Consider the following 24,665-nt stretch of genomic DNA (forward strand, 5'->3'; position numbering starts at 1 on the left):
TCGACATAGGCGGCGGCCTTGGGAATACTGACACCAAGAAATATCCGATAAAAACCAAGGGGAGTGTTGTATGACGGCGGCATCTGATGAATTGGTGCGACTGCACGCTGAAAACGGTGTGGCCACAGTAACCCTGAATCAGCCGGAGCGGCGTAACAGTCTTTCAATGGCCCTGCTGGAAGCGCTTTCAGAGGTGCTTGAGCAGATTGCCGGGGACGGTAATGTGCGCGTAGTGGTACTTGCCGCTGCCGGCAAGGTGTTTTGTGCGGGGCACGATCTTCGGGAAATGCGGGATCAGTTCGACAGTCATGATTTCCAACTGCGGCTGTTTCAGCAGTGCAGCAAGGTGATGCAGCAGATTGTGAACCTGCCCAAACCGGTGATTGCCCGGGTTGCCGGTGTAGCGACCGCCGCGGGCTGTCAGCTGGTGGCCAGCTGCGATCTGGCGGTGGCAGAGAAGGGCGCCCGTTTTGCCACGCCCGGCGTGAACATTGGCCTGTTCTGCTCAACGCCCATGGTGGCTCTGTCCCGCAATGTCAGCCGCAAACATGCCATGGAGATGCTGTTGACCGGTGATCTGATTGATGCGGCCCGGGCAGAACAAATTGGGCTGATTAACCGCGCGGTAGAGCCGGAAGCTCTGGATGAGACGGTGTACGGCATGGCCGCCACCATTGCCGGCAAATCCGGGCATACCCTGAAAATTGGCAAAGAGGCGTTCTACAAACAGCTGGAAATGCCGCTGGCCAATGCTTATGACTACACGGCCAAGGTGATGGCGGAAAACATGCAGGCGAATGATGCCCAGGAGGGTATTTCCGCGTTTCTGGATAAGCGGGATCCAGACTGGCAGCACAAGTAATCAGGGTTTGCAGGGGCTGTCCTGATCCCAGATCAGACGGTCTCCGGCTTCAATTTGCCGGCTGCTGAAATAACCCGCGTTCATTTCCACGGCGTGCCAGTAGGGGGCGCCTGCGGGGTAGCTGGGGCAATCGTTGCTGCGAGAGGATGCACAGGGGTGCATCTGGCGAATGCTGACGATCACGCCCTGGTTGTCCAGAAAGGCAATGTCCAGGGGCAGGAGAGTCTGGTACATCCAGAAGCCTTGCTCCGGGTTGCGCTCATAATCGTAGCTGAACAGCATGCCGGTGTTTTCTGCCAGGGCTTCCCGGCCCATCAGGCCTTTCTGGCGGTCCTGGCTGTTGCTGGCCACTTCCAGCACCACCGGGTGTTGCGTTGTATCAGTGACGAAACAGGCCTGGGCCACCGGCAGGTGCGCGGAATCTTTGGCGTCTGCCGAGCCGCAGCCTGCAAGCAGGGCACTTAAAGCCAGCAGGGCAAGATGGCGAACGATCATGAGCGCAGACGGTAGCCGGTTTTAAAGATCCACCAGACGGCGGTCATGCACATGGTCAGGAATACCATGGTCATGCCTACACTAATGCCCACGTGCACATCGGAAACCCCATAGAAGGCCCACCGGAAGCCGCTGATCAGGTACACCACTGGATTAAAAAGGCTGATGGTTTGCCAGATCTCGGGCAGCATCTCGATGGAATAGAAGGTGCCGCCCAGGAACACCAGTGGCGTCACAATCATCATTGGCACGATCTGCAGCTTCTCGAAGCCATCCGCCCAGATACCGATGATGAAGCCGAACAGGCTAAAGGTCATGGCTGTAAGCACCAGGAACGAAAACATCCAGAAAGGATGGAGTATTGAGTAGTCAACGAACAGCTTCGCGGTGGCCAGAATGATCAGACCCAATATCACGGCCTTGGTGGTTGCGGCACCCACATAACCCAGCACGATTTCCACGTAGGATACCGGCGCAGACAGCACCTCATAGATGGTACCGGAGAATTTCGGCATGTAGATGCCAAAGGAGGCGTTGGAGATGCTCTGCATCAACAGTGACAGCATCACCAGGCCGGGAATGATGTAGGCCCCGTAGCTGATGTTGTCGATGTCGCCCATGCGGGATCCGATGGCCGAGCCGAATACCACAAAGTACAGGCAGGTGGAGATAACGGGCGACAGCACGCTTTGCATGACCGTGCGTTTCATGCGTGCCATCTCGAACTTGTAGATTGCTTTTACACCGTAAAGATTCATTGTTCTCTCCGTGAGGACCGTTCGGGCGGGTGGCTACTCGTGCACCAGGCCCACGAATATCTCTTCCAGGGAACTCTCCCGGGTTTGCAGATCACGGTACTCAATGTCCAGATCTCCCAGGGTGCGTAGCAGTCGGGCCACGCCGGCCTGTTGTTGCTGAGAGTCGAAGGTATAGATCAGCTCGTAGCCGTCGTCTGACAGCTCGATTGGCTCCAGGGTCAGTTCCCCGGGCAGATTGTCCAGTTTTTGCTGAAGCTGCAGGCGCAGTTCTTTTTTGCCCAGCTTGGACATCAGGCGGTTCTTGTCTTCGACAAGAATGATCTCGCCCTGGCGGATAACGCCGATGCGGTCGGCCATTTCTTCCGCTTCTTCAATGTAGTGGGTGGTCAGAATGATGGTGGTGCCGTTCTCGCGGAGTTTGCGCACCATCTCCCACATATCCCGCCGCAGCTCCACATCCACCCCGGCGGTGGGTTCGTCCAGGAACAGGATGCGCGGTTCGTGGGACAGCGCCTTGGCAATCATCACCCGGCGTTTCATGCCGCCAGACAGCGACATGATCCGGTTGTTGCGCTTGTCCCAGAGGGAGAGGTCTTTCAGAACCTTTTCGATATGGGCAGGCTTTGGTGCTTTGCCGAACAGGCCGCGACTGAAGGATACCGCATCCCAAACGGTTTCAAAGGAGTCGGTATTGAGCTCCTGGGGCACCAGACCGATAGCCTCCCGGGCTTTGCGGTATTGCTTTACGATGTCGTGACCGGCGGCTTTTACCTCGCCATCGCTTTTGTTGACGATGCCGCAGATGATAGAGATCAGGGTGGTTTTACCAGCACCGTTGGGGCCGAGCAGCGCGAAGATCTCGCCGGGGTAGATTTCCAGGTTAACGTCTTTGAGGGCCTGGAAGCCGTCTTCGTAGATCTTGTTCAGGTGCTTGACGGATATGTCCGGTTGCACGGGCGTGTCCTGTTCTGTTGGTGGTAGACCAGAAAGCCGCACATTTTCTCATGCTGGCAGCAGTTTAGAAACCTTTGCTATGTCGGGAATTATCCCCATAATGCCGGTTTCGGATCTGGTTGTGAGGCAGGGTATGGTACGAACCATCGTGGTTCCGGGTTTAGTGTTGGCTGCAATTGTGGCTCTGGCGTTTGGCCCACAATGGCTGGAAACTGCCGGCACCGCCGAGGAACGACCAGAATGCGACCTGCTTTCCCGCGCCTGTACCTGGGAGACCGACGAAGGCACGTGGCAAGTGGAGCTGAAAACCCTCGAAGAAGGCGATCAGGGCATGGAATACCGGTTGGCGATTACCGTGCCGGAGGCGCCGGACCGCTTTCTGGCGGTACTGAGAGGGCAGTCTATGTATATGGGCGAATATCCGGTGCCCATGGAGCGTCAGCAGCCCCTGAGCTATGAGGCAACGTTTACGGCGCCGTTCTGCACCACGGGTGCTGAGATGATCTGGCGCATTGACCTGCAGGATGGCCAGAAAGTAATGGAAAATGTGCCCTGGGCACTGGTGTTCCGGGCTGAGAAATAGTTAAATCCCGTCAAATTTCGATGACTTCCAGGGAACAGTGATGGATTACGGGGAAAGCGTTCAGAAGGTGCTATTGCGCAAAATCCGCAAGGCCGAGCAGGATCTCGTTCAGCTCAAGCTGGATTACTGTCGCTTCGTGTTCGGGCTGACCCACCGGGCTACGGTTTCAGCCAATGGCCAGTCCTGGGTAGTGCGGGCGGTGGATGTGGAGTCCATGGCTTACACCGATGATGGCGAATTCACCAAACCTGTCATTACCGGCTCACCTGCCAACGATGATTCCTGCCGGGAGACCGTTAACCTGGGCAGCGACTGGACTCTGGAAACCACTAAATAAACGCGTTACTGGTCACCGCCTCGTAGAGGCTCGAGTTGGCAGGCACATAATGGTTGGCTTGCCAGAATTCCGCACCTTCCAGCCCGGCACGGTAACAGGCCATCAGAACGCTGCTACCGGTAAGCGTTGAAATGGCCTGCAGCGCCTCCGGCTGCCGAATACCTGTCTTCCGGCTGACAATGCCCGCAACCATACCTGCCAGCGCCTCTGAGTGGCGAACGGGTTTCGGGCTCAGGGCGCAGCTGGCACCGTAGAGCCAGGCGGCAGCATAAGTACGAACCGCCTCTGGCGATTCTGACAGTACCAGGCCTTTCACCCGGCAATCCCGCTCCTGCAATCCCGCCAAAATGTGCAATTGGGTAAAGAGTTCAGTTCGATCCGGCGTGCTCATGCCTTTGTAGCGACCGGCATCTTTGCCTGAACTGGCGATCCGGCGCGCCGGAGTCCCGGAACTATCGGCTTGCGGCTGGGCGCCTGCAGCGCCGGCCGGAACGAAGGATTCTGTCCGGGACAGGGTAATCATCCGTGCGGCTAACAGCGCCAGCAGGGCAATCAGCCCCAGTTCTGTCATTGTGACCAATCCATTGACCATCGTGGTGTTCCTCTGAAAACGGAGCGACAAGCTGAATTATCGGGTAATTGTAACGTTGTGTAACCGGTAGGGCAGTGGGCAAACCCCGAAAATGGCACTGAAGACCGGTTTAGCTTTGAAAAATGTGATGCCAGTCCCAGGGGCTCAGCAGGTGGGCATGGTTTGAAGGGCCAGTTTGCGGCGGATAAACCGGCCCAGAGCGTCAACACCAATGTTCAGCAGGGCGGTAATCAGGATCAGGACCATCGCACGATCAAACTGGATGTTCTGGATGGCGCTGTCGACGTAAAAGCCGAGGGTGTAAATGCCAAGGATGCCCAGTATCGCCGTTTCGCGCATGATGATTTCCCAGCGATAGAACAGGAATGCCAGGAATGAGCGGTAGATGCGAGGCACCAGTTCCCAGCTGTAGCGGGAAAAGCCCACCGGGGCGTCCGGGCGCAGGTGGATGGTGTTGGTCTGCCGGCCGATCAGGTGGCCGATGATGCCACCGTTATGCAGGGCCAGAGCTACCACCGCCGGCAGCATGGAAGGCCCCCACAGCTGCAGCAGAATGTAAGCAAGAATGTATTCCGGCGTGGACCGGGCGATCACCAGGAGAACATGGCCGGAGGTACGCCGCACCGGGCCACCGAAATGATTCGAGATCAGGGGGAAGGCCAGCAGGGACAGAATGCCGGTGGCCACCAGCGCTATCTGCGTCAATACCACGGTGTTCCAGATGCCTGGCAAAGCTTCCGTTATCATCACATCGGATAACCACGCCCAGATAGCCGCAAGCCCTTCGCCATCCCGGATGGGTGAAGGAATGATGTCCTCAGTAAAGAAGCGTTCCACGTTGCCCCAGACAATGGGTAGACCGTCCCCAAGAAAAAAAGGCGCTGCAAGAATATAGATCGGCAGTAGTTTGGGGCGAACCCATAAGGGCATGGTGGCTATCAACACATAGAACAGAATCAGCATGGCGCCGGCATCTGAGTACAGACCCTGGGAGAATGAGGATTCCAGGTAGAAACCCAGAGTCGGGAGTCCCACAAAGCCCAGAATGGCAGAGGAACGCAGGCCACACTCGAGCCGGTAGGCCGTATAGGTGCGCATCTGAACCCAGCAATCGGGGATACGGGCATACAGAAAGGCGGCAATGGATGAGGTACCCGGTGGCAGCAGACGGCCCGGTTCCGGGTCTGCCTCTTCCAGGATTTCCGAATAGACCTTGGCGAAGATGCCGGAATAGGGAATGGCAATGGCCAGCACACCCGTGAGCGGGTGGAAACCGAAAAACTGAAGGAAGATCAGCGCCCAGAACAGCTCATGGATGGCGCGGATAAAGGCGCAGAAGATTCGTACCGGTAGGAAACGGTACACCAGCGCCAGCAGGAAGCCGCAGATACTCCCGAGGGTTACGCCTACAAAGGCAAAGGCCACGGTACGCAGCAGGGCGGTGAGCAAGCCTTCGGTACTGAAGAAATTCGGTGTGGCCACGCCCAGAAAGAAGCGGCCAAGATCCTGCCAGGGGTTGGCTGTGGTAATGGCAATGTCCGCAACCAGCAGCCCGAGCAGCGCAACGGCAAGAAAAATAAAGCTGGCTCGTACGGTTGGGTAGGCGAACATGCTGAGAGTGGGTGCCTGTCAGTAGAGAACGGAAATGTCAGCGGCTGTCAGCTCGCTGGCAGGCTGGTCCAGGGCAATGTGGCCATCCTGAATACCGATGATGCGGGTACAGTGTGCCAGTGCCATCTCCACATCATGCAGCGCAACAATACTGGTGGTGAATTGATTGGTAAGCATCGTCATCACCTGCTGGGCCATTGGCCCGTCCAGGGCGGAAATGGGCTCATCCGCCAACAGCGTCGGTGCCTGCCGATAAAGCGCCCGCGCAATGGCCACCCGTTGCCGTTGCCCGCCAGACAATGCCGCCGCCGGAATCCAGAGTTTTTCGGGTATGCCCAGCTCGGTCAGTAGCGCCCGGATGGCGTCTTTGTCCCGCCGGAACGGGCGGATCAGCGTGAGCGTGTTGTACCAGGTGCCATGCTGGTCAAGTTGCCCCATAAACACATTGTGGAAGACGGGGAGCGCATTGACCAATCCCAGGCCCTGAGGCACCAGCGAAGCTTTGCCATCGAGCCGATCGTACAGCAGGCGAATTAGAGTGGATTTGCCGGCACCACTCTTGCCCACCAGACCAACGTGTTCCCCTTCATTGATTCGGAAGGAGAGCGGGCCGATAACCCGCTCTCCATCGAAACTGGCGGTCAGGCCATGGAAATCAAAGCCTGACATCAATCGAGAATTCCGATGTTTTCCGCTGTTGCACGAATGGGCTCGTAGTCGTCATTGGACGCCGGAATGAAGCCGGAGCGGGGGAAGCTCTCCAGCAAGGCAGGATCGTCCAGCTTCAGCAGGGCTTCGGTGACCTTCTGCTTGAAGCCATCACCAAAACGCTCGTCGACATCGCCACGGATGGTCCACTGATAATCCGGGTAGGAAGGTGTTTTCCAGATTACCTGAACGGAATCAGTATCGATGTTGCCGTTTTCCAGTTCTTTTTCCCAAACCTGGAAGTTCAGGGCGCCCACTTCATAGGTTCCGGCCTCCACCAGGCGAAGGGTACGGGTATGGTTGCCACTGAAACCAACCCGGGAGAACAGGGAATCCGGCGCTTCATTGAAGACATCCCGAATGTAGAACTCCGGCATCAGGCGGCCCGAGGTCGAACCTTTTGAACCGAAGGTAAAGGTTTTTCCGCGCAGCTCGTCTTCCAGCTCATCCAGGCTGTCGGCCGGCTGAATTCCAGTGCTGGTGTTGGCGATAAAGTAGGTCTCGAAGGCTTCGTCTTCAACGCCTTGAGCAATGGCTTCGGAACCCGGAACCAGTTGACGGGCCTGAACACCAGACAAGCCCCCAAACCACGCCAGTTGTACCTGGTTGTTGCGGAAGGCCGATACCGCAGCGGCGTAGGATTTCACCGGGATGTAACGCACCTCAACATCCAGTTGCTCCTGAAGATAGTCAGCCACGCCACGAAAGCGCTCGACCAGTTTGGTTTCATCTTCATCCGGAATGGCGGTGAATACGAAAGTGTCTGCCTGAACGGTGGTTGCCGCTGCCAGCGAAAGCAGGCCCGTCGCCAACCATTTTCTGAGGTTGCTGATTGCCATCATGAATCATTCCTTTGCGAGGTGGGGTTTGGTGAAAAACGTTGCCATGTACTTGAAAACCCGGACAGGATACCGTGATTTCTATCAAGTCTGAACCGGTATACGCGGGAAGGCTTTACCTGGCGCAATGCCACGGGCAGAATTTTTCAAAAACAGAACAAGTGACCGCTATGCGATTGACCATAGTAACTCCAGCCGGCTCGGCTTCGAAAGCAGGTAATCGGGCCACCGCACTGCGCTGGCAGAGTCTGATGGAAGCAGCCAGTCATCAGGTGGAAGTGGTGACAGAATATCAGGGCCAGGAAACGGACTGCCTGATTGCCCTGCACGCCTGGCGAAGTGCTGACGCGGTTAAGCGGTACCGGGAAACATGGCCCGATAAACCTTTGATCGTGGTACTTACCGGCACAGACATATACCGCTTTCAGCACGAGTTTCCGGACATCACATGGGCCTCCATGGACGCCGCTGATCTGTTGATCGGGCTGCATGATCTGGTGGCCGAGGATATTCCCGAACGCTACCACGACAAATTGCTGTGCCTGCGGCAATCCGCGCCCAAGCCGTCAGTGGCGGGCAGCGCCCGGGCAGAAAAGGACCAGTTCCACGTTTGCGTTATTGGCCATCTGCGTGAAGAAAAGGACTCTCTGCGTGCTGCCTGGGCGTGCTACCACCTTCCTGAGCAATCCCGCATCGTGGTTTCCTGCGCCGGCAAGGCTCACAACGAGTCCTGGCGGGAAAAGGCGCTGGAAGAAAGCCGATCCAATCCTCAGTTTCATTATCTGGGTGAGTTGGACAAGCCTAAGCTGGAGCACCTGATGGCCGTGAGTAATCTTATGGTGATTAGCTCCATCATGGAGGGTGGGGCGAATGTGGTGTCGGAAGCCTGTCGGGCGGGCTTACCGATTCTGGCCTCTGATATTCCCGGCAACCGCGGTTTGCTGGGCGATGACTATCCTGGCTATTTTCCGGTCAAAAACGATGAAGCTCTGGCGAGTCTGATGTTACGTGCGGAAACCGACGCGGAATTTCTCGCGGAATTGCGGTCGAAGGTAACCGCTCTTGCGTCCACGTTTACCCCGGAGCGCGAACTGGAAAGCCTGGAACGGGCGCTGGCCAGATGTAAAAAAGGGTAGGCCGATGGCCTACCCTTGATTACAAGGCACTTACCTGCGAAACAGGTTTCAGAGCACCTTTTTCGCTTCGGCAGACAGCTCACTGAACCCTTTCAGGCTCTTGAACGCCTCCAGTTTCTGCTTGTCAGCATCACTGGGATTGGCAATCTGCTCAATGGAGGTAATACCAGCCTCTTTCATTTTCTTCGCGGTTGCCGGGCCAATGCCCTTCACACGAGTAAGATCAGAGTTGTCTGCCGGCTTGGCCGCTTTTTTCGGAGCTGCGGTTTTGGGCTTGGCGGTGCTCGCTTTCTTGGCGGCGGGCTTGGCAGCGGTGGCTTTCTTTGCCGGGGCCGCTTTCTTGGTAGCACTGGCCTTCGAGGTTGATTCGCTGGACTTTGACACTGACTTGCCAGTTTCCCTGGAAGCGATACCCAGGCGCTCCAGCAATGCCGACTGCAGTTCGTGGAATTCATTCATGCGGCGCTCAAATTCGTCGTTAAAGCGCTTCATTTCACGATCACGCAGCTCATCCATGTCTTTCAGGAGCTTGCGTACCGGCTCCTGAACCTGGTTCTGCAGGTTGTCGAACTGCTTCAGTGCGTCGTTAATCAGCCCTTCGATCTGGGCGGATGTTTTCTCGAACTCTTTGTTTACTTTCTTGACGATCTTATCAACGCTTGGCTTGGCTTTCTTTGCCATGGAGTGTCTCCTTACGGAAGGGAAGTGCGGGTGAAGTGAACGGGCATCAGGCCATTTGTCGCATACCGGAAGCGGGACTGGACCCACGCCGGGATTTCAGACTCTGTTTCTTGAGAACGACTTCTCTTATGCGCCGCAGCTTGTCGGACAAAGGCGACTCATCTCGGGCGCTTAGCTCAACAAAATCAAGTGAGTAGAAGAAGTTGCTACAGTGCTTTCTCTTCTCGGTGACCAGGCCGGTAAGGCCTTCGGCTCGGATTTCTTCAAACGGCATATCCATAACAAGATCGAGAACCACGGTATCTCCGGGTTCAAACAATTTGTCCGTTTTCATCACGCAGCCGTAGCTGTCGAGTTCATAAAGTCGCGCTTCCACGGTTTCCTTTCGGAAAATGCCGTGTCGGATTCGGAAACGCGCGACCAGGTCCGGTAGTTCTTCGTTCATGGAACGCTTGCTCTGCTATTGAGATCGGCCAGATATATGCTGAACATTAATTAAACAATAGACGGGCCAGAAACTTTTGGCAATGCCGTCAGCTATCTACCGCAGCCCGTTCATGGAAATAATCAGGATTTGGCCCCCTGTGCGGGGCCAAATCTGCCCATTACCGGGTTTTCAGCTCGTAAAGGTCAACACGTCGATCTTTCAGGTTGGTGACAGAACCTTCGTTTCTGACCAGTTTGAGCTTTTCCAGATCCATGTCTGAAAACATGATCATTTCGGTGTTCGGTGTGGTTTCTGCCATCACTGCATCATGTGGAAATGCGAAATCCGACGGCGAGAATACCGAAGACTGGGCGTACTGAACATCCAGGTTTTCCACTTTCGGCAGGTTGCCCACACTGCCGGTGATCACCACGTAGCATTCGTTTTCGATGGCCCGGGCCTGGGCACAATGGCGCACGCGCAAATAGCCGTTCTTGGTATCGGTCCAGAAGGGGACACAGATAATGTCCACATCCTGACTGGCGGCGATACGGCCCAGTTCCGGAAATTCGATGTCGTAGCAGATCATGATGGCGACACGGCCGGCATCGGTATCGAACACCTGGAATTTATCACCACCCTCAATAACCCAGTCGCGGCGTTCGTGGGGGGTGATGTGCACCTTGCGCTGCTCGTCCACACGGCCATCCCGATGGCACAGGTACGAAACGTTGTAGACCCGGTCGTCTTCAATCAGCGGCATGGAGCCGGTGATAATGTTGATGTTGTAACTGACGGCCATTTCCGACATTTCGTTGCGGAACTGTTCGGTAAAGCCGGCCAGGAACCGAATGGCCCGGGTCTGATCCATCTGGTCGGTCAGTCCCATCAACGGCGCGTTGAAAAATTCCGGGAACAGGGCAAAGTCACTTTTATAATCCGACAGTGCGTCCACGAAGTACTCGACCTGCTTGAGCACTTCCTCCACCGAGGTGAATTCCCGCATCTGCCACTGCACCGCACCCATGCGCACCTGGGTTTTTTTGACGCTCAGTACGGGAGACGGCGGCGTATAAAGAATGTTTCGCCATTCCAGCAGCGTGGCGTAGCCCAGGGATTTCTGGTCTTCCGGCAGGTATTTGTGCATCAGCCGGGTGACCTGGAAATCGTTGGAGAGTTGGAATGTCAGGATCGGATCGTAGATTTCTTTGCGATCCACTCTCTGGATGTATTCTTCCGGGGTGTATTGCTCAGAATACTTGAAGTAATTGGGAATACGGCCGCCCGCGAGGATGGCTCGCAGATTCATGGAGCGGCAAAGCTCTTTTCTGGCCTCATACAGACGGCGGCCCAGTCGATAGCCACGGTATTCCGGGTCTATGAACACATCCAGGCCGTAAAGCGAATCGCCATTCGGGTTGTGCCAGATCTTCTCGTTCCGCAGAATAAGGTCGTCGTAGGCATGGGGGTTGCTGAATCTTTCGTATTTCACGCAAACCGTGAGGGCCACGGCTATCAGCTGGCCGCTGTCTTCAATACAGATCTGGCCATCCGGGAATTGTTCCACCAGAGCCTTGATGGTTTCTTTTGGCCACGCGCCACCAATGTCGTCGTAAACCCGATCCATCAACTCTTGCAACTGGCCGTAGTCATCAAGGGTCAGGTTACGTAGATTGAGGTGCAATTCTTCGTGAGCCATTAACAAACTCTCCATCAATTAGCTTTGGCAGTAGTGCGGGGCTGTTTCGAGCATTCTAGCAGACAGGCTGCTTTAGCTCTCGCCCTCAAACGAGCCGTTCCTTCGGCTAACCACATCACAGGAATTAAAGACTTTTCATTTTCGGCCGAAACAAACAGTAACAGCGCAGAGCAACCGTGATCATTATCATGGCCCACCTTCTTCAGGAGGAGTTCCCATCGTGCAGCTATCTTTTGGCCAGAAACTGCTTGTCGCAGTAGGCGTTCTTATCGTCGTGATCATGTCTGTATTTACATTTACAGCGGATCAGCGCCTTCAAAACACTACCGAAACTTACGTGACGGCAATGCTTGATGATGCCGTCAAGCAGAGTACGGCGAGCGTCGCGGATTGGCTCAATACGCGGCTGGATATGACGGAAGCTGCGGCGTCATCACTGCGGAACATTCGCACCGATAACATGGCGCGTAACCTGCTGGATGGCATGACCCGTGGTAGCGGCGCAAAGGATGTCTATGTCGGCACGACGGATGGCCGCATGATGATGCGTACAGTTGAAACAGAGCAGGCACTACCGGCCGGTTTTGATCCCCGTCAGCGCCCCTGGTACCAGCAAGCCATGAATGAAGGCAGGGCATCGTTTACGGAAACCTACCAGGATGCCCAGACCGGCGAGACCGTGTTCTCGGCTATTGCTCCGGTTTCTTCCGGTACCTTTCAGGGGGTGGCTGGAATGGATATCACCCTGAACGCCATTCAGGATCTGCTCGCAACGATTACCTTAGGCGATTCCGGCTATGCAGTCCTGATGACCCGGGAAGGCACCATTCTTTTCCACCCGGACAAGTCACTGATCGGTGAGAACATTGATGATCTGCTTGGTTTCGCACCGTCACTGGATGGTGTGCCGGCACAGTTCAACCGCGAAGACACCACCTGGAGCGTAGCGTTCTTCCCGATCTCCGATGCCCGCAGCGTCGACTGGTACATGGGCTCGGTTGTGAACTGGGACAAGATTCACGAGCCCGTTGTTGCCGCCCGTGCAACAGGAATAACAATAGCCATTGTCGGGCTGTTGATTGCGTTGGCCATTCTCCATTTTGGCATTCGAGCTCTGATGGCACCTGTGCGCCGCCTGAACCAGGCGATGTCGGATATTGCCTCAGGCGATGCAGATCTCACCCAGCGGCTGGATGGCTCGGCTACCGATGAATTTGGCAAGCTCGCGGCAAGTTTCAATACCTTCGTCGCCAACATCCAGCAGGTTGTAAGAGAAGTAAAAGAGGGAAGCGATGAGCTGGAGGAAAACGTAAAATCGCTCCGCCAGACCTCCAGCGACAGTCGCTCCAGCGTTGAAAACCAGCAGCATGAGATCGACATGATCGCCACGGCAATCAATGAAATGTCGGCGGCGGCTGGTGAGATTGCCCAGAATGCCCAGCAAACCGCAGAAGCCGCAGAGAATGCGGACCAGGAAAGCCGCGGCTCCCTGGAGACTGTCACTTCGTCCCGGGATGCGGTGCAGAAGCTCGTCGGTGAGATCAACGCTGCCGCTGAGGTTATCGACACACTTGGCAAGGATGTTTCGTCGATTACGACAGTACTTGAAGTCATTCAGGGTATTGCCGAGCAGACCAACCTGCTGGCACTGAATGCGGCCATTGAGGCGGCGCGGGCAGGGGATGCAGGTCGTGGTTTTGCGGTGGTGGCTGATGAAGTCCGGAACCTGGCTCAGCGTACCCAGTCTTCTACGGAAGAAATCAACAATATGATCGAACGACTGCAGAAAGGCGCCAACGATGCCGTAGATGTGATGAAAGCTTCGACGGCGGTATCCAATGTGAGCATGGAAAAAGCACAGGATGCCATGGAGTCGCTGAACCGGATTGTGGAGGCGATTACGGCCATCAGTCAGATGACCTCACAGATCGCCACCGCCTCCGAGGAACAGACATCGGTGACTGAAGAGCTGAATGCGTCCATCACCCGCATTGCTGACCAGGGCCAGGAAGCTGCCAAGGCAGCCAGCGAGAACGATGTTTACAGTGGCCACATCGAGACCATTGGTAGTGCGCTGAACGACAAGGTAACCCGTTTCCGGGTTTAATCCGTGCTGGCCAGGGAAGGCCCGCTAGTCCCCGACGCTCAGGAGCTCGACTCGCCGCTCAAGGTTTTCCAGGGTCCGTCGCCCAACGTATCTGGATTCTTCACTAAGATACGGGTTCTCCAGGGTGATGACCGAGCGCCGATCCAGCCCCAGTGATGATACCGCTCTGCCAAACCAGTTTTTCAGATACACCGCGAAGCTGCCGTCCTTGATGGCTCGTTCCAGGCCCAGTTGCAGCCGTTGCGCGGTTTCGTGATCTTCTGGCGCCACGAACAGATAGGATGGCATGGCGTAGGCCAGCAGTATGTTCGGCTCAATCACCAGATCCTCGACCTTATTGTGCTGCAAGTCGAACAGCACCTCGCTCACGCCGCGGGCGTAGCAGTCGAAGCGCTTGTTGCGCAGCATGCCAAACAGGATTTCATAGCGGGTATGGGTGATTACGTTGATGCCGTTAGCTTCGAGGATCGGGGTGTCTGGCCAATGTGCGCCCTGGCCAATCCGGATGTCTCGCTTGCGCAGGTCGTCCAGGCTGGACACCCCTTCAAACAGGCTGAGCTGTTCCGGCAACACCAGGCATACCCTGAACCCGAGCAAGCCGCCGTCCACGGGCACCGGAATGGCGTTCAGAAACGTTTCCCGCTCCTCCGACGTTGCAACGTTGGCAATGTCCAGAATCCGGCTCTGAGGGTTGCCCAATTCTCTCAGGGCGCGCCCCTGGCTTATTTCTTCACTTCGGATAATCCGAAACTCACCGTACTCTGAGGTTTTGTGCAGGGCGAGTTCAACCAGGTTACGAATGGCCGGGTTATCGTAGTTGCGATACCAGAGTATGTAGTCCCGGGTGAGAACCGTTTCGGGTTCTGACGCAGCCGCTGGCTGAACCTGAAAGCACGCCGCCAGAGCCAGAGCTGACCAGAGGCGCGTTATCATTTTATTGAATGTGTACAACTGCGTGCCCTTTCCCTGCTATCCGGCTGCAAGCAACGGTAACGTTGCAGACATTGGCTACAGCTTAGATCAGAAACCGTTAATCGAAACGTACAGGTTTCAAAAAAACTGTAAAAGATTCTTGAAGTAGCCTTATCTGGCTGTAAAGATCGCGTTTTCTGTATTTCAGGATATGGTTTTATGGCTCTTATTGATTCTCTGATTGGCACCGCTGGCCAATGGGTAAGCACCAGCGACCCCAAAGCAACTCTGCTGCAACCACTGGAATGGCTCAAGAAAACCGGCAGTTATACGGCGGTGAACCGAATTATTGGTATGGCGATACCGTTTGCGCCCCGTAATCACTTCAGTGTTGAGGAGCTTCGCCCCGGCTACGTCAAAGCCCGAGTGCGACTGAAGGGCAACAAAAACCACTTTGGCAGTCTGTATGCCGGCGCCTATTTCCTGGTGGCGGAGATTCCCGGTGGAGTGTTAACCCTGTTCGACCTTGGCCCTGCCTACACGCCAATCCTGAAGGAAATGACTCTGGAGTTTCTGCAGCCGGCCAATTCTGATGTGACCGTGGAATTTGAACTGCCACCTGAGGCGGTGGCTGCCATCCTCGCCGATGCAGACGCCACCGGAAGGGCAAAATTCACTCTGGAAGGCATTCTGAGGGATGAAGAAGGCAATCACGTTGCCACCTCCATTGCCCATTACCGGGTGCGCAAAAAGGGGTTCAAGCCTCAGGATTGATCGAGCGTAGCGCCTGCAGGAAGACTTCGCCATATTTTTCCAGCTTGGCGGCACCCACGCCGCTGACCTCGGCGAGCTCCTCCAGGGTAGCTGGGCGGCGTTCGAGCATGTCAAACAGGGTGGTGTCGTGGAAGATCACGTAGGGTGGCACGCCCTGTTTGTCCGCCAGCTCTTTGCGGCAGGCCCGCAACGCATCCCAGCCGGCGTGGTCGGTAATCTGATCCCGCACATTCTGGCCGCTACGGCGGCTGCTTGATGATTTACCACCAGCGGTTTTACGGGCAACCGGGTCTTTCCGAAGCTCAATCGCCTGTTCACCCTTGAGAAGCGGCCGGCAGCGCTCGGTTAGCTGAAGTGCGCCATAGCCTTCCGGGTCTGCCCGCAGGTAGCCATTCGCCACCAGTTGTCGGAATACCGATTTCCATTCGTTAGCGGAGAGTTCCTGGCCGATGCCATAGGTGGTGATCGCCTGATGGCCGGATTGCAGGATTCGCTCATTCTCTGAGCCCCGAAGCACATCGATGACATAGTTAACGCCAAAACGCTGGCCGGTGCGATAGACACAGGACAGGGCCTTCTGCACCGCCACCGTGCCATCCCAGGTTTCCGGTGGGTTCAGGCAGGTATCGCAGTTTCCGCAGGGAGTCTCCAGGTTGTCGCCGAAATAGTGCAACAACACCTGGCGCCGGCATTGGGTGACTTCGCACAGCCCAAGCATGGCATCCAGCTTTTGTCGCTCAACGCGCTTGAACTGATCATTGCCCTGAGAGGCCTCCAGCATCTGCCGGAGTTTGATCACATCCTGCAGCCCATACACCATCCAGGCAGTCGAAGGTTTGCCATCCCGGCCCGCCCGCCCGGTTTCCTGGTAGTAGGCTTCCAGGCTTTTGGGGAGGTCCAGGTGGGCGACAAAACGCACATCAGGTTTATCGATGCCCATACCAAAGGCAATGGTTGCCACCACAATAACGCCGTCTTCCCTGAGAAAACGCTCCTGATTGCGGGCCCGGTCTTCGGCGCTAAGCCCGGCATGGTAGGGCAGTGCGGTATAGCCCTTGCTGCTCAGTAATCGGGCGGTGGCATCGACCTTGTTTCGGGACAGGCAATAGACAATACCGCAATCACCCTCATGCTCTGCTTTAATAAAATCCAACAACTGTTTGTTTGCGTTGGTCTTTGGTGTAATCCGATACTGAATGTTGGGGCGATCAAAGCCACTGATGAAATGCCGGGCGGTGGTCAGCGACAGCCGTTCCGCAATCTCTTTTCGCGTGCGCTCATCAGCGGTCGCTGTCAGTGCGATACGGGGGATGCCGGGAAATTCCTGGGCCAGCATGCTCAGTTGAAGGTAGTCGGACCGGAAATCGTGCCCCCACTGGGAGACGCAGTGAGCCTCGTCTATGGCAAACAACGACAGGGACGCGTTATGCAGCAGCTCAATGGTTCGCGGCTGAATCAGCCGCTCCGGCGCGCAATAGAGCAGGTCCAGCTCGCCGGTCGCCAGGGCGTATTCGGTGGCACGGGCCTGTTCGAAATCCATGGTGGAATTCAGGAACGCCGCTTTCACTCCAAGCTCCCGCAACGCCGCCACCTGATCCTGCATAAGCGCGATCAGCGGTGAGATAACAATAGCGGTGCCGGGCCGAACCAGAGCGGGCACCTGATAACACAGGGATTTACCACCCCCGGTGGGCATCAACACAAGGGCATCACCGCCGTTGACCACTTCCCGGACAATATCCCCCTGCAGTGGCCGAAAACTCTCGTAACCAAATACCTCGTGCAGAACCTGCTCCGGATTTCGGCCCGCAGCGGTGGGTGGTTCAGTGGCGAGTTGGTCGAAGTCCTGGTCCATGTACATTCAGTGGTCGGCCCGTAGCGGTGTGATTAAGCAGCGCGATTCTACCAGATCCTTCTGGTTGTTTGGTCAACTGGCCATTCGGGTGGAGGCAAACCGACAAGAGAAAGGATACAATAGCGACCCTTTCGTACACTGTGATCAACGCTGCGAACAACAACAGGGCTTGCATGCAGGAATTTGACGCAATCCGTCCCTATTCGGATGAAGAAACCGCGCCAACCATCCAGAGGTTGGTTAACGACCGGGAATTCCTGGATATGGTGGGGCGATTCAAGTCGCCAACTCTCGCAAAATGGGCGCCTGGCGTTCTGAGGATGTTCACTCGCCGCTGGTTGGTCGGCCATTTCGGGCATTACACCCGGGTGGATGATATGCAGGCCGGAGTTTCGAAATACGTGGGAGAACTGGTGGAAAATACTACCAGCCGTGTCACCCACAGCGGCCTGGAAAATCTCAGCAAGAACAGCGCCCATCTGTTTATTTCCAATCACCGGGACATTGTTTTTGACCCGATGGTGGTCAACTATCTGCTGTTCCAGAACGGCTTCCACACAACCCGGATTGCCATTGGCGACAACCTGCTCTCCAATCGAGTGTTTGCGGAAATGATGCGGTTGAACAAGAGTTTTGTGGTGCGCCGTAACATGACCAGCCCAAGGGAAATGCGTGATGCCTACCTTACGCTTTCCGGCTTCATCAATCACAGCATTGATACCAATCACAGCATCTGGATTGCTCAGCGCGAAGGCCGCGCCAAAGACGGCATTGACGCTACGGACCCGGCCATCATCAAGATGTTCTACATGAGCCGGAAAAAATCCGGGCTGGCGTTCGATGAGGCCATGAACCGTCTTCACATCGTGCCGGTATCTATTGCCTACGAATACGACCCCTGCGATGCCGACAAGGCCAGAGAACTGGAAGTGCGAGCCCGGACCGGCGCCTATCAGAAGACCGAAGGCGAAGACACAGACCAGATCGTTAAAGGGCTGACGGGCTTTAAAGGCCACGTTCATGTTCATTTCGGGGCCCCGATTGCCGATTCACCGGACAACCCGAAAGCACTGGCCGCACGCATTGACCATGAAATGCACGCCAATTACCACCTGCACGCCTCCAATCTGGTGGCCTACCAGATGCGGGGCGTGCATCCGGATACCCATGAAACTCCGGGCAGTGTCAGCGAGAGTGTCGTGACCGCCGAGACCTGGTCTCCGGCCGACATGGAAGCCGCCACAGCAGAAATGGAACGCCGACTGGACGCCTGCGACCCGGCGATCCGCCCCTATTTGCTGGACATGTACGCTAACCCGGTGGTCAACGCACTGGCCGCCAATAACAATGAGCAACCGCTGAACCCGACCACCGAGTAAATCACGCCCAGAGCATGGCACCCATCTCCAGAGGGTGGGTCAGCGCCTTGTGGTGCGGGTACATGCGCAATCGCAGTGTTTGCAAACCTGGGTAGGGCGGCTGAACCCGGGTCTTGAACCGGGTTTTACCGTCTTTCTCTCCGCTGGCTTCCAGCACAAACGCGTCTGGCCCCGGCCCGGTGTGAGTGCCGGTGCACTCAGGCTCGACCAGGCATTCCACCCGGACATCTTCGGGCGCCAGGCCGTTCAGGTTCACTGAAACTTTCAGTTCCACGGATTCGTCCCAGTGGCAGCGATCGGACACACAGCCGTCCACATGGATGGACACACCGTTCCAGGCCTCACGCACTCGAGCTTTCCACTCGGCCAACTCCTGCGCCAGTGCGGCATTGTTCTCCAGTAACCGTACGCCCTGCCGCGTGGCGGGCTGATAATAGTTGCGAACATAATCCATCACCATGCGCTGGGCATTGAAGCGGGGCGTAATGGTTTTCATGGACGCTTTCGAGCGCGTTACCCAGTCCCTTGAGTAGCCCTGGGAGGCTCGATTGTAGTAGAGCGGAATCACTTCCCGTTCGAGCAAGTCCAGCAGGTCTCGGGCTTCCTCGCGGTTGCGAAACTCCACATCCAGTTCGGTGTCCCGCGGCGTAATCGCCCAGCCGTTGGTTTTGTCGTAGCCCTCGCCCCACCAGCCATCCAGCACACTCAGGTTCAGCGCGCCATTAACGGCCGCTTTCTCGCCCGAGGTACCGCTGGCTTCCTTGGGATATTCCGGGGTGTTCAGCCAGACATCGACGCCGCTCAACAGCCGGCGCGCCATCGCCTGATCATAATCTTCGAGCAGGATAATGTGCCCCATCAGGTTGGGCTGCATGGAGAGGTCGTGGATGACCTTGATCAGCTGTTGTCCGGGTTTGTCCTGGGGGTGGGCCTTGCCAGCGAATACCAGCACAACCGGTTGATCCGGATTGGTGAGCAGCCGTTCCAGGCGGGCCAGGTCGGAGAAGATCAGCGTGGCCCGCTTATAGGTAGCAAAGCGGCGGGCGAAGCCGATCACCAGTGCATCTTTTTCGGGCGATACCAGCTTGCGGGCCATACGCTCGGTGACCGAATGGCCCGTGCCATTGCGCTTGTGCTGGCGTTTCAGGCGCCGCACGATGAACTCGGCCATCTGCTGTTTCAGGGCCTTGTGAACGCTCCAGTAATGGTAGTCCGGGATCTTGTCGATGAACTGCCAGAATGTCGGGTTTCGCAGTTCACTTTTCCAGGTCGGCGCCTGGATATCGAACAGACTTGCCCATTCCGGCGCCAGGAACGTTGGCACGTGAACACCATTGGTAATGTAGCCAAGAGGGTTCTCGGCCGCCGGTATCTGCGGCCAGATATCGCCTTCCATCCGCGCGGCCACGCCGCCGTGAATCCGGCTCACGCCGTTATGAAACCGGGAGCCCCGAAGCCCCAGACTGGTCATGTTGAAACTATGTTCGCCGTTCTTGCTGCCTAACCCGAAAACGGCATCGAATTCCAGCCCGGAATGCTCCAGATAGGGCGATAGAAAATGCTCCACCAGATCCCTGGGGAAGATATCGTGGCCGGCCGGCACCGGGGTGTGGGTGGTAAACAGTGTGCACCCGGCCACCGATTCCAGGGCAGCACCAAAGGACAGGTCGTCAGCCATGGCCATGCGGCAACGTTCCAGGATCTGGAAGGCGGCGTGACCCTCGTTGATATGCCACACCGTAGGCTGAATACCCAGAGCCGCCAGAACCCGGGTACCACCAATGCCCAGCAGCATTTCCTGGCTGATACGTGTAGCGGAATCGCCGCCATAAAGCTGGAGTGTCAGCTCCCGGTCTTCGTCATTATTTTCCGCAGTGTTGGCATCGAGCAGGTATAAGGAGATATGCCCGACCCGGGCCAACCAGACGCTCGCATGTACTTCACGCCCGGGGAAGGGCACCGAAACGGTCAAGGGCTTGCCATCCTTCTCCACGGGTGTGATCGGCAGTTCATCGCTGGAGTGGCACTGATAGCGGGCAATCTGGTGCCCCTGGGCATCAATAGTCTGGATAAAATAGCCCTGCTGGTACAGTAGTCCGACGGCAACAAAGGGCAGCCCCAAGTCGCTGGCCGCCTTGCAATGGTCGCCAGCCAGTATGCCAAGCCCACCGGAATAGATCGGGAAACTCTCGTGAAACCCGAATTCGGCGCAGAAGTAGGCCACCAGGCTATCCTTCGGATTAAGCACCTCCAGCACTTCAGAGCCGGGTTCGGATTCCAGATAGGCGTCGTAGGCGGACAACACTCGTCGGTATTCAGCCAGGAAAGCGCGGTCTTCCGACGCCTGATCCAGCCGGGCCTGGGCCACCCGGCGCAGGAACAATTTCGGGTTGTGCTCAACCTTTTGCCAGAGACGAAGATCAATCCGCGCGAACAGGCTGCGCACGCCATGATCCCAGCTGTAGAACAGGTCATTGGCCAGGACATCAAGCCGCTCCAGAGCTTCGGGGAGCCTGGGGCGGGCTTCCAGCCGGAATTCAGTTGCCTTGTGCATGGTGATGACCTCCTTAGGCCACGGGCACCGTGTCAGTCGTCATGTATCCGGCCATTGCCGGTGATCAGGTTCCGGTACAAGGCCGCGTATTCGCCGGCCCGATTCTTCCAGGAATAGTCGCCTTTCATTCCGTTTTCCTGCAGCTTGCGCCAGGTTTTCCGGTTCTCCCTGGCTTTCAGTGCTCGGGTAATGGCGTTAATAAACGCGTCGGGTGTCGCCTCACGAAACACAAAACCATTGGCTTTCTCCAGCGGTTCCTCATTCGGGTCGAACACCGTATCGTTCAGGCCGCCGACACCATGCACCACAGGTACGGTGCCGTAGCGCAGGCTGTACATCTGGTTCAGGCCGCAGGGCTCAAACCGGGAAGGCATAAGGAAGATATCGGCCCCGGCGGTTATCCGGTGTGCCAGGCCCTCGTTGTAACCCAGGGTGAGTGAACATTGCCCGGGCCATTCACGAACCAGGGCTTTCAGGCTTTCCTGGTAGTGGTGTTCGCCGGAGCCGAGCAGGGCAAACTGGCATCCTCGTTCCAGCAATGGCTTGATGACTCCGAGTAGCCAGTCCAGCCCTTTCTGTTCCACCAGTCGCCCGACGAACCCAAGCAACGGTGCACCGCAAACCTCCAGTCCGAGTTCCTGCTGTAGCCTTGCCTGGCACTGCGATTTGTTGGCGGGATAGTCCGCACCATAGTGGAACTCCAGATGCGGGTCGTCTTCCGGGTTCCATTGACGGGTATCAATGCCATTGAGAATGCCATGTAGCCTGGAGGCCTTGTGGCGCAGCAAACCGTCCAGACCGTTACCGAACCAGGGTGTCTGAATTTCATCTGCGTAGCTGGGGCTGACGGTGGTGATGGCATCACTGAACACCAGTCCGCCTTTGATAAAGGACAGTTGGTCGTGAAACTCCAGGAACTCGTATCGCCACAGTGAGTCCGGCAGGCCCAGGGCGCGAAAGGTTTCGTGGGAAAACAGCCCCTGGTAAGCGAGATTATGGATGGTGAACACGGTTTTCGGGGCGTCCTGACTATCTGCCAGAAACACCGGGATCAGTGCGGATTGCCAGTCGTTACAGTGCACGATGTCCGGCCGCCAGGCCAGGCCCAGCTGCCCGAGCGCCAACATGGCACCAATTCGTCCGAACAGGTGAAACCGGTGAGCGTTGTCCCACCAGTCTTCGCCTTCTTCGTTCTGATAAGGGCTGTCGCCAGCACGGTCGAACAGGGCTGGGCAATCCACAAGCCAGAGGGTAACGGCGGTGCCCGGCAATCTGGTTTGCCACAGGGAAACATCATACTGGCCGTAGCGAAATCGGGTTTTCCGGCGGGATCCGGCCTCCCGCGCAGCCTTCAGCGCTGCAGGGTAGCCGGGGAGCAGTATCTGACAATCGTAGCCAAGGCGGCAGAGTGCTTCAGGAAGGCTTGCCGAAACATCCGCAAGGCCCCCGGTTTTCACCAGAGGAAAGACTTCACTGGTGGCAAACAGTACCCGGGTCATGTCGCTGGCCTCAGCATAACCAGGCCCAGGGGCGGTACCGTAAGCTCCACGGAACACGGGCGGGCCATCCAGGGTGTGGGCTCAGCTTGCAAGAGTAGAGGATTGCCGAGGTTACTGCCGCCATACCAGGTGGAGTCTGAATTAAAAATTTCCTGCCAGTTACCTCCTGTTGGCACGCCAATGCGGTAGTGATGCCTGGGTATGGGGGTAAAGTTGGCAACAATTACCAGCGGCCCATGGTCGGGCGTGCCGGGGTTTCGCAGAAAACTGATCACGGATTGAGTGGAATCGTGGCAGTCAATCCACTCGAACCCTTCGCCGGTAAAGTTCTTTCGGTGCAGGGCCGGGTAAAAGCGATAGAGGCCGTTGAGGTCCTGAACCAGTTTTCGCAGCCCCTGGTGCTCCGGATATTGCAGCAGATACCAGTCCAGCTCACGGCGTTCGCTCCACTCCTGGCGCTGGCCGAATTCACCCCCCATGAACAGCAGCTTCGCGCCGGGGTAGGCAAACATGTAGCTGAACAGCAGGCGCAGCGAGGCCCTCTGCTGCCAGTCATCTCCCGGCATTTTCTGAATCAGGCTGGATTTGCCGTGTACGACTTCGTCGTGGGATAGCGGCAGCACGAAATTTTCCGAAAAAGCGTAAAGCAAACCAAAGGTGAGCTTGTCATGGTGATACTGGCGATACACCGGATCCTGTTGCAGGTAATGCAGGGTGTCGTGCATCCATCCCATGTTCCATTTCAGGTTGAAACCGAGCCCGCCAATTTCCGGAGGCCGGGTCACCCTGGGCCAGGACGTGGACTCTTCCGCCATCATCAGTACACCCGGAAACCGGCTCTGGCAGACCCGGTTCAGATCCTGGAGGAAACGGATCGCCTCCAGATTCTCATGGCCGCCATGTTCGTTCGGCAGCCATTCACCCTCATTCCGGGAGTAGTTCAGGTACAGCATGGAGGCAACGGCATCCACCCGTAGCCCGTCCATGTGAAAGGTATCCAGCCAGAAAAGCGCACTGCCTATGAGAAAGTTCCGGACTTCGTGGCGACCGTAGTTGTAGATGAGCGTACCCCAATCCTGGTGACGCCCGCGGCGGGGATCTTCATGTTCATAGAGTGCCGTGCCATCAAATTCGGCGAGGGCGAACTCGTCATCGGGGAAATGCCCCGGCACCCAATCGAGAATCACGCCGATGTTGTTCTGATGACACAGGTCGACCAGATATCGAAGATCATCCGGGCTGCCATAACGGCTGGTGGGGGCGTAATAGCCGGTAGTCTGGTAACCCCAGGATTCGTCCAGCGGGTGCTCGGTAATCGGGAGTAGCTCAATATGCGTAAAGCCGGTTTCCAACACGTAGGGCACCAACTGATCGGCCAGCTCCCGATAGGTCAGCCAGCGCCCGGAACCGTGATGGCGCCAGGAGCCAGGGTGTACCTCATAGACAGAAATAGGGCTCCGCTGCCAGTCGAACCGGTTTCTGCACTCAAGCCAGTCGCCGTCGCCCCAGGCGTATTTCCCCCGCTCGGTTACTACTGCGGCATTGGAAGGCCGGTGCTCAAAGGCCTGACCGTAGGGATCGGTTTTGGTGATGTCGTGGCCGTTTCGGGTTGTGATGGCAAACTTGTAAAGGTCTCCCGGCTTTACTCCCCCAACGAATACCGACCAGACACCATAATCTTTGTTAACCGCCATGGGATGACGGCTGCTGTCCCAGTCGTTGAAGTCGCCGATCACACTCACGGCCTGGGCGTTGGGTGCCCAAACGGCAAAACGGGCGCCTTCGATTCCTCGCTGATTCCCAAGGTGGGCACCCAGCACATTGTAGATATGCCAGTGCCTGCCTTCGGCAAACAGGTGCAGGTCGAACTCACTCAGGGCGGGGCTTTCCATAGACCACAGAT

The 24,665-nt window shown here is 56.8% G+C and carries 22 protein-coding genes; 7 read left to right on the forward strand and 15 right to left on the reverse strand.

The window, feature by feature from the left end; genetic code table 11:
- Positions 1–70: 70 nt before the first annotated feature.
- Entirely contained in the window at positions 71–862 is a 792-nt protein-coding gene (locus ACF8YQ_RS08820; protein WP_396623228.1) for an enoyl-CoA hydratase, read from the forward strand.
- Here ACF8YQ_RS08820 and ACF8YQ_RS08825 read toward each other — a convergent pair whose 3' ends face one another.
- The 3 genes from ACF8YQ_RS08825 to ACF8YQ_RS08835 are packed head-to-tail and all read right to left on the reverse strand — an operon-like array spanning position 863 to position 3,069.
- The gene (locus ACF8YQ_RS08825) at positions 863–1,357 is read right to left on the reverse strand and encodes a DUF192 domain-containing protein (RefSeq protein ID WP_396623229.1); all 495 of its coding nucleotides are present in this window, start codon (positions 1,355–1,357) and stop codon (positions 863–865) included.
- A complete protein-coding gene (locus tag ACF8YQ_RS08830; RefSeq protein ID WP_011784940.1) occupies positions 1,354–2,115 on the reverse strand; it encodes an ABC transporter permease in 762 nt (253 codons plus the stop codon). The genes ACF8YQ_RS08825 and ACF8YQ_RS08830 overlap by 4 nt, the downstream gene beginning before the upstream one ends.
- A 33-nt stretch (positions 2,116–2,148) precedes the next feature.
- The gene (locus ACF8YQ_RS08835; RefSeq protein ID WP_396623230.1) at positions 2,149–3,069 is read right to left on the reverse strand and encodes an ABC transporter ATP-binding protein; all 921 of its coding nucleotides are present in this window, start codon (positions 3,067–3,069) and stop codon (positions 2,149–2,151) included.
- 100 nt (positions 3,070–3,169) lie between these two features.
- Between ACF8YQ_RS08835 and ACF8YQ_RS08840 the strand changes: the two genes are divergently transcribed.
- Positions 3,170–3,652 (forward strand): hypothetical protein, encoded by a 483-nt coding sequence (locus ACF8YQ_RS08840; RefSeq protein ID WP_396623231.1) that lies wholly within the window; start codon positions 3,170–3,172, stop codon positions 3,650–3,652.
- Positions 3,653–3,692: 40 nt separating this feature from the next.
- Entirely contained in the window at positions 3,693–3,989 is a 297-nt protein-coding gene (locus ACF8YQ_RS08845; protein ID WP_041654698.1) for a hypothetical protein, read from the forward strand.
- Here the strand turns inward: ACF8YQ_RS08845 and ACF8YQ_RS08850 are convergent.
- From ACF8YQ_RS08850 to ACF8YQ_RS08865, 4 genes are all read right to left on the reverse strand, one after another.
- Positions 3,982–4,560, reverse strand: coding sequence for a hypothetical protein (locus ACF8YQ_RS08850; protein WP_396623232.1), 579 nt, complete (start codon positions 4,558–4,560; stop codon positions 3,982–3,984). The two genes, ACF8YQ_RS08845 and ACF8YQ_RS08850, sit on opposite strands and share 8 nt — an antisense overlap.
- Positions 4,561–4,725: 165 nt before the next feature.
- The gene (locus tag ACF8YQ_RS08855) at positions 4,726–6,192 is read right to left on the reverse strand and encodes a PhnE/PtxC family ABC transporter permease (RefSeq protein WP_396623233.1); all 1,467 of its coding nucleotides are present in this window, start codon (positions 6,190–6,192) and stop codon (positions 4,726–4,728) included.
- An 18-nt stretch (positions 6,193–6,210) separates the two neighbouring features.
- Entirely contained in the window at positions 6,211–6,861 is a 651-nt protein-coding gene (locus ACF8YQ_RS08860; protein ID WP_396623234.1) for a phosphonate ABC transporter ATP-binding protein, read from the reverse strand.
- Entirely contained in the window at positions 6,861–7,742 is an 882-nt protein-coding gene (locus ACF8YQ_RS08865; protein WP_396623235.1) for a putative selenate ABC transporter substrate-binding protein, read from the reverse strand. The genes ACF8YQ_RS08860 and ACF8YQ_RS08865 overlap by 1 nt, the downstream gene beginning before the upstream one ends.
- Positions 7,743–7,909: 167 nt before the next feature.
- Between ACF8YQ_RS08865 and senB the strand changes: the two genes are divergently transcribed.
- Positions 7,910–8,875, forward strand: coding sequence for a selenoneine biosynthesis selenosugar synthase SenB (senB, locus tag ACF8YQ_RS08870; protein ID WP_396623236.1), 966 nt, complete (start codon positions 7,910–7,912; stop codon positions 8,873–8,875).
- Between the two features lie 48 nt (positions 8,876–8,923).
- Here senB and ACF8YQ_RS08875 read toward each other — a convergent pair whose 3' ends face one another.
- The 3 genes from ACF8YQ_RS08875 to ACF8YQ_RS08885 form a co-directional block, all read right to left on the reverse strand.
- Positions 8,924–9,556: a helix-hairpin-helix domain-containing protein gene (locus ACF8YQ_RS08875; protein ID WP_396623237.1), complete on the reverse strand. Its 633-nt coding sequence runs from the start codon at positions 9,554–9,556 to the stop codon at positions 8,924–8,926.
- A 46-nt stretch (positions 9,557–9,602) separates the two neighbouring features.
- A complete protein-coding gene (locus tag ACF8YQ_RS08880) occupies positions 9,603–10,001 on the reverse strand; it encodes a hypothetical protein (RefSeq protein ID WP_153740059.1) in 399 nt (132 codons plus the stop codon).
- 160 nt (positions 10,002–10,161) lie between these two features.
- Positions 10,162–11,682 carry a GNAT family N-acetyltransferase gene (locus ACF8YQ_RS08885; protein ID WP_396623238.1) on the reverse strand — a complete coding sequence of 507 codons (1,521 nt, stop codon included), beginning with the start codon at positions 11,680–11,682 and terminating at the stop codon, positions 10,162–10,164.
- 220 nt (positions 11,683–11,902) lie between these two features.
- On the opposite strand from ACF8YQ_RS08885, the gene ACF8YQ_RS08890 reads away from it, so the two are divergent.
- Positions 11,903–13,789, forward strand: a complete 1,887-nt coding sequence (locus ACF8YQ_RS08890; protein ID WP_396623239.1) for a methyl-accepting chemotaxis protein — start codon at positions 11,903–11,905, stop codon at positions 13,787–13,789.
- Positions 13,790–13,813: 24 nt separating this feature from the next.
- Here ACF8YQ_RS08890 and ACF8YQ_RS08895 read toward each other — a convergent pair whose 3' ends face one another.
- Positions 13,814–14,722, reverse strand: a complete 909-nt coding sequence (locus ACF8YQ_RS08895) for a hypothetical protein (protein WP_396623240.1) — start codon at positions 14,720–14,722, stop codon at positions 13,814–13,816.
- Between the two features lie 198 nt (positions 14,723–14,920).
- Between ACF8YQ_RS08895 and ACF8YQ_RS08900 the strand changes: the two genes are divergently transcribed.
- The gene (locus ACF8YQ_RS08900; protein WP_396623241.1) at positions 14,921–15,475 is read left to right on the forward strand and encodes a YiiD C-terminal domain-containing protein; all 555 of its coding nucleotides are present in this window, start codon (positions 14,921–14,923) and stop codon (positions 15,473–15,475) included.
- Here the strand turns inward: ACF8YQ_RS08900 and recQ are convergent.
- On the reverse strand, positions 15,459–17,336 hold the full coding sequence (gene recQ / locus ACF8YQ_RS08905) for a DNA helicase RecQ (RefSeq protein WP_396623242.1): 1,878 nt from the start codon (positions 17,334–17,336) through the stop codon (positions 15,459–15,461). The two genes, ACF8YQ_RS08900 and recQ, sit on opposite strands and share 17 nt — an antisense overlap.
- Before the next feature lie 167 nt (positions 17,337–17,503).
- Here recQ and ACF8YQ_RS08910 point away from each other — a divergent pair, with 167 nt between their 5' ends.
- A complete protein-coding gene (locus tag ACF8YQ_RS08910) occupies positions 17,504–18,709 on the forward strand; it encodes a 1-acyl-sn-glycerol-3-phosphate acyltransferase (protein WP_396623243.1) in 1,206 nt (401 codons plus the stop codon).
- Between the two features lies 1 nt (position 18,710).
- On the opposite strand, the gene glgP is transcribed toward ACF8YQ_RS08910, so the two are convergent.
- Genes glgP through glgB form a run of 3 tightly spaced genes read right to left on the reverse strand, consistent with a single transcriptional unit; the run spans position 18,711 to position 24,654 of the window.
- Complete coding sequence (gene glgP / locus ACF8YQ_RS08915; protein ID WP_396623244.1) at positions 18,711–21,263, reverse strand: alpha-glucan family phosphorylase; 2,553 nt, start codon at positions 21,261–21,263, stop codon at positions 18,711–18,713.
- 32 nt (positions 21,264–21,295) lie between these two features.
- Entirely contained in the window at positions 21,296–22,762 is a 1,467-nt protein-coding gene (gene glgA, locus ACF8YQ_RS08920) for a glycogen synthase GlgA (RefSeq protein WP_396623245.1), read from the reverse strand.
- A complete protein-coding gene (gene glgB, locus ACF8YQ_RS08925; protein ID WP_396623246.1) occupies positions 22,759–24,654 on the reverse strand; it encodes a 1,4-alpha-glucan branching protein GlgB in 1,896 nt (631 codons plus the stop codon). Before glgB ends, glgA begins: the two co-directional genes overlap by 4 nt.
- Positions 24,655–24,665: the final 11 nt, after the last annotated feature.

Origin of the sequence: Marinobacter sp. W-8 (assembly GCF_044342215.1) — a bacterium.
GTDB classification, from domain to species: Bacteria; Pseudomonadota; Gammaproteobacteria; order Pseudomonadales; family Oleiphilaceae; genus Marinobacter; species Marinobacter nauticus.